The sequence below is a fragment of the uncultured Campylobacter sp. genome (assembly GCF_938045535.1).
In the GTDB taxonomy this organism is placed as follows: domain Bacteria; phylum Campylobacterota; class Campylobacteria; order Campylobacterales; family Campylobacteraceae; genus Campylobacter_B.
The window spans coordinates 1-4,853 of record NZ_CALIMQ010000031.1; the positions used below are offsets into that span (position 1 = coordinate 1).

The 4,853-nt window shown below is 48.3% G+C and carries 4 protein-coding genes; 3 read left to right on the plus strand and 1 reads right to left on the minus strand.

Annotated elements, in window-relative coordinates; all coding sequences use genetic code 11:
- Positions 1 to 221 precede the first annotated feature (221 nt).
- Positions 222 to 641 (minus strand): acyl-CoA thioesterase, encoded by a 420-nt coding sequence (locus tag Q0095_RS01260; protein ID WP_297880620.1) that lies wholly within the window; start codon positions 639 to 641, stop codon positions 222 to 224.
- Positions 642 to 827: 186 nt separating this feature from the next.
- Here Q0095_RS01260 and ciaB point away from each other — a divergent pair, with 186 nt between their 5' ends.
- The 3 genes from ciaB (at position 828) to Q0095_RS01275 (ending at position 4,615) form a co-directional block, all read left to right on the plus strand.
- A complete protein-coding gene (ciaB, locus tag Q0095_RS01265) occupies positions 828 to 2,642 on the plus strand; it encodes an invasion protein CiaB (protein WP_297880622.1) in 1,815 nt (604 codons plus the stop codon).
- Between the two features lie 72 nt (positions 2,643 to 2,714).
- Complete coding sequence (locus Q0095_RS01270) at positions 2,715 to 3,392, plus strand: hypothetical protein (RefSeq protein WP_297880624.1); 678 nt, start codon at positions 2,715 to 2,717, stop codon at positions 3,390 to 3,392.
- A gap of 572 nt (positions 3,393 to 3,964) precedes the next feature.
- Complete coding sequence (locus Q0095_RS01275) at positions 3,965 to 4,615, plus strand: hypothetical protein (RefSeq protein WP_297880626.1); 651 nt, start codon at positions 3,965 to 3,967, stop codon at positions 4,613 to 4,615.
- Positions 4,616 to 4,853 lie beyond the last annotated feature (238 nt).

The window sequence follows — 4,853 nt, forward strand, 5'->3', positions numbered from 1 at the left end:
AAAATTCTAAAATTCTAAAATTCTAAAATTCTAAAATTCTAAAATTCTAAAATTCCGTCTGCTAGGTTTTCCACTAAAATACTGTACAGCAAAATTCTGCGCTTAAAATTATAAAATTTTACGTAGCAAATTCTGTGCAATAAGCTTATCCCGCATAAGAATTTTCGCGTTATAAGCTTGACGCTAAAATTCCTTGAGCTAAAATTAAAGTCTGAAAAATTTTAAAATCCGTGCAGCCGCTTAATCTCTGCGCTAATCGGCTTTTTTTGGCCTAATTTGGTCACGCTTACGTAGGTTGCGATCGCGCTGGTTACGTGCAAGCACTCGCGAAATCCATCCTCACCAAGCCGCAGCGCCGCGACCTCGATCTGCACGCAGATAGAGGTATTGCCCACGCTTAGGACTTTTGCGTAGCAGCTGATGACATCGCCGATAAATACGGGCTGCTTGAAAGTTACCTCCTGCATCGAGATCGTCACGACCCGCTCGGGCGCTATCTCGCGCGCCGCCGTCGCGCCCGCTAAATCGATCTGCGCTAGTATCCAGCCGCCGAAAATATTGCCCGAGCTATTCGTATCCTTAGGCAGCGCTACGACCTTGATGCGCGGCTCGCCGAAATCGTCTAAGTTTAAATCGCTCATTTTTACTCCTTAAATTTAAAAATCTCGCATTTTAACCGCGCAAATTTAACACTTTTTCGATACAATCGGCAAAAATCTATGTCGAAATTTTAAAATTTTAAGCGGATGCGAGGATGGAATTTTGCTCGCGAAGCAGACACATTCCGCTCACAAAAAAGACGATAAAAACGGCAAAAAGGATACGCGATGAACGATTTTGTAAAACTTAGCGAGATGGCAGCGAGCGCTAAGGCGCGACTAAACGCCCTCTACGACGAGCCGCACGCCGAGCTGATCGCGCGTGGGCTGGAGATCTGCGGCTTTGAGTCTGGCGATACTGCGCGCATAGCCGTGCTACGCCGAATCGTCGATCTCAAAGAGGATCCGCTGCTGCAGGAATTCCGCCGCTTGGGCTACGATGAGGCGCGGCAGCGCGAGCTAAAGAGCAAAATGTACGACTTCACGCGCGAAATACACGAGAGCATGCACGCAGCACTCATCGCCGAGGCGGGCGCGCAGGGGATTTTGCAGCCCTTTTATCTGGAGCTTTTAAAGGGCATCCACCGCATCGGGCTCGTGCTAAGCGATATGCAAAAAAGCTGGCAAACCCTAATTATCGAAGGCACGAACAAGCGCTTGCAAAAGGAATTTAGCTCGCTTGCGCAGGCGAAGGAATTTTTGCTGCAAGAGGAGCTATTTATGCGTACGCCTCACGGCGAGGTCTGCGAGCGCTGCTACGGCGCGATAGTGCAGCGCGACGGCAAATCCCAAATGGTTCCCTACGCCGTGGCCTTTGCGGATGAGACGGCGAAGCTGCAGAGCGAATTTAGCGATCTTTTGGAGCGCCTGGTGACGCTTGCAGAGGATGAGAGCGAGCTAGCTTACGTCGCGTATCTAGGCAAGCTCAAACAGGCCTTTTGCGAGAAAGACGCTAGCGCGGCAATCGGCGCGTGGCGGGATGCGGAGATCGCGTGGATGGATATAAAAACGCCGCTTCAGATCGGTCATCCTCTCGAATACTACGAGGACGCCTACACACACGCAGTCGCGCTGGAATGGGATGTCAGGCTTGCAGGCGCGTATGAGTTTAGCGCGGAAGAATTTAAAGCGCGCGTAAGCGAGAGCTTTGAGCGTGCGTATGAAAAAATCGGCGCAAATAACGCCGTAATGCACTCGCTCGTGCTCTCAAACATCGCCAAAACCCAACTTTACGTCTGTGCGCCGCTGATCTACTACGGAGCCGATCTGAACGGGCTCTTTTCGGCGCAGGTCGTACCCAACGACGAATTCGTAAGCACCAACTGCGGTAAGAAAATTTTCGCCTTCGTAAATTTCGTCTATGAAAGCGCTAAGTCAAAACCTTTTATGCGGCTAAGCAGCGAAATTTTCGACCTTGAGTATTTAAATTTCGGGCGCGAAATTTTATTTAAAAAGCCGCAAATTTGGCGCCGCGTCTACGAAATATCGACGATCGGGCATGAGTTCGGGCATATATTTTTCATCGACGCGGACACTGAGGCGCGCATGAACCGCTCGGGGCTTTTCAAGCTCATCGAGGAGTACAAGGCGACCACTGGCGGGCTCGTGAACTTCTTTTTCCACGAGGAGGAGGAGTTTTGCCTGCCGGTGCTAGATGAGCTGATCCGCCGCGCCGTGGGGCTCATCGCGTGGCAGCAGGTGGAGGAGCTCAAGCCCTACTACTGCGAGGCGTTGATACATCTGAGCTTGCTTTTTGCATCGGGCGTTTTGAAATTTGACGGCATGCGGCTGGCGGTTAAATTTGACCGCGCAGGCTATGAGAGCTTCAAGGCCGCGTGCCTGCAAAACTATGAGGAGCTGGCGCGGCTTTATTGCGACAAAAAGGACGCGGCGGAATTTTTATCGCGCTTCGCGGAGCTTAGCGACGGCGTGTATCTGCCGCGCGAGGCGCAGGTGCGGGAGTTTGTGAAGTTTTACTACTCGCGCTACGAAGCGATCGGCAACGAAACGGACCCTAGCAATGAGCGAGCAAAGTGGCTTTAAAATTTCGAACCCAAACCGCGCCTTAAAATAATGGAAAGCTAGTAAAATTCCGCGGAATTTTAAGGGGAAAGCATGAGATATTTTAAAAATTTACTCTCTGATTTAAGAAGCGGCAGGCTCGCGCTGCATCCGATTTTGCTTGCGGCGACGTTTTGCATAGTGAAAATTTCGTGGCCTTATTTAATAGGACCTACGGGCGATGATGGCTCGGGCGGGACAATCTTCGGTAACTTCATATTTTGGGACCTTGCAGCATGCGCGTGTTTCATAGTGCTGGGCGCACATCTTGTCTATGTGGCGGGGCATGGCAGCAAAAACAGCCAAAGTAGTAGCTGCGAAAACAGCGACTACGAAGGCGCGATGCAACCCCGTGGGCTGCGCTATTTAGCCGTGCTACGCACTATCTTATGCGCCCTATGCATCATCGCGTGCGTGGCGGGCTATCTTAGCGCGGATATAAATCACCAGAAATTAGGCGTTCTGAATTGGTTTTTCCCGACTGCGTTATTAAGCGCTTTCATATATTTGGTTGCGATCTGGATTGTTACGACCGACTCTGAAATAGTAGCTTGGGGTGCCGTCTTTGGGACAAGCTATGTAGTCGCTTGCTATGCGGTTTGCAAATGTTTTTTTTGGTATGGTGGATATGTATTTTGGAAAGGGTTGGAGATAATCTTTCCGCTAATTTGGGCGTTTCATTTCAAGCGCACCTACAAAAAGCGCCTAGCAGAGGAGATGCGCGAGGTGTAACTGCGAACTAAGCGCATAAATTTAACTCAAATTTATGCGGCATAGTCGCTTAATGAAAATACCCAGGCGTAGCCTGCACCGCTAGCGTCGTCGGGGGTTAGGTGGGGTTTGGGGCGGGAAGGGGAGCGCCTCGCAAGTAGCGCCCCTTCCCTCTTAAGCGAAAACGCCGCCACGCCCCAAATTCTAGAGGCAAATTCTACATAGAGAAATTTTAAATTTATTACAAAATGAAATTCCGTTTAAATTTTAATTCGTGATATATCTTGGGGCGGGAAGAGGGCTTGAATTGCGAGGTCACACCTCTCGCAGAGGGTGGCGCTGCCCCGCAGCACCGCATTGCTCTGCTCGCCCACAAACCCCACCCAACCCCCGACGACGCTAGCGATGCGGACTGCGTCCGAGTATTTTCATTTAACGGCTTGCGTTACATACTTTGATTTTAAAATTCCTCGCCGCAAAATCCTAAATTTAGTAGTAGAATTTCGCATTGGGGAATTATAAAATTCTATTCGCAGACTATGCGCGGAGTTCTTTCGAGATTTTAGAATTCCGCGGAATTTTAAAGGGGAAGCATGAGATATTTTAAGAATTTACTCTCTGATTTAAGAAGCGGTAGGGTCGCGCTGCACCCGATTTTGCTCGCGGCGACGTTTTGTGTAATAAGAATATCAGGGCTTTATCTGGTAAGTGAGAAGCTTCAAGACTACCATGATTTAGATATATTGGAATGGTTTTCTATTTGTTTACTTTACGATTTTACGCAATGCGTTTGCTTTGTGGTGATAGGTGCACATTTTGCTTTTGTCGCAGGGTACTCAAACAAAAATAATCAAAACATAAACGATGATAACGCCAACAATCAAGCTCTCGGGTTACAACGCCTAGCAATATTGCGCGCTACTTTATACTCATTTATTTTTATTGCGTATGTGGTAGGATATCTTACCGCGGATATAAACTACCAAAAATTAAATGTCTTGAATTATTTTCTACCCGCCATGCTAACAAGTGCTCTCATATATTTAATCGCAATCCAAAACTTCATGCCAGTGGCATGGTTTGATATCAATACGGCAAACTATGCAGAAATATTTTCGGTACTCTTGCGCTGGGCTAGCGTGGTGTTAGCGATAGGTTTAGCGCTAATATGGCCGCCAGCTTTGTCATCTTATTTTAGATACGCCTATAAAAAGTGCCTAGCAGAGGAGATGCGCGAGGCGTAATGGCGAGCTGAACGCAGAAATTTAGCCAAAATTTTACACTACTAGCCACAAATAAAATTCCGTAAAATTTTATTGGAGACACAATAAGACATTATTTTACTAAATAGACGAACGTAAAAACTGCGTGCTTTTCCAATATAAATTTAACGCGAGCTGAAAGCTCGCCCCTTGAGCGTGCCAAGGGTTAGGGGATTTTAAGGGGAAAGGGGAGCGCCTCGCAAGTAGCGCCCCTTCCCCC

What these genes read in the sequence shown, in the direction of transcription:
- Q0095_RS01260 (WP_297880620.1), bottom strand. Translation starts at nt 641, where the DNA reads ATGAGCGATTTAAACTTAGACGATTTCGGCGAGCCGCGCATCAAGGTC.
- ciaB (WP_297880622.1), top strand. Translation starts at nt 828, where the DNA reads ATGAACGATTTTGTAAAACTTAGCGAGATGGCAGCGAGCGCTAAGGCG.
- Q0095_RS01270 (WP_297880624.1), top strand. Translation starts at nt 2,715, where the DNA reads ATGAGATATTTTAAAAATTTACTCTCTGATTTAAGAAGCGGCAGGCTC.
- Q0095_RS01275 (WP_297880626.1), top strand. Translation starts at nt 3,965, where the DNA reads ATGAGATATTTTAAGAATTTACTCTCTGATTTAAGAAGCGGTAGGGTC.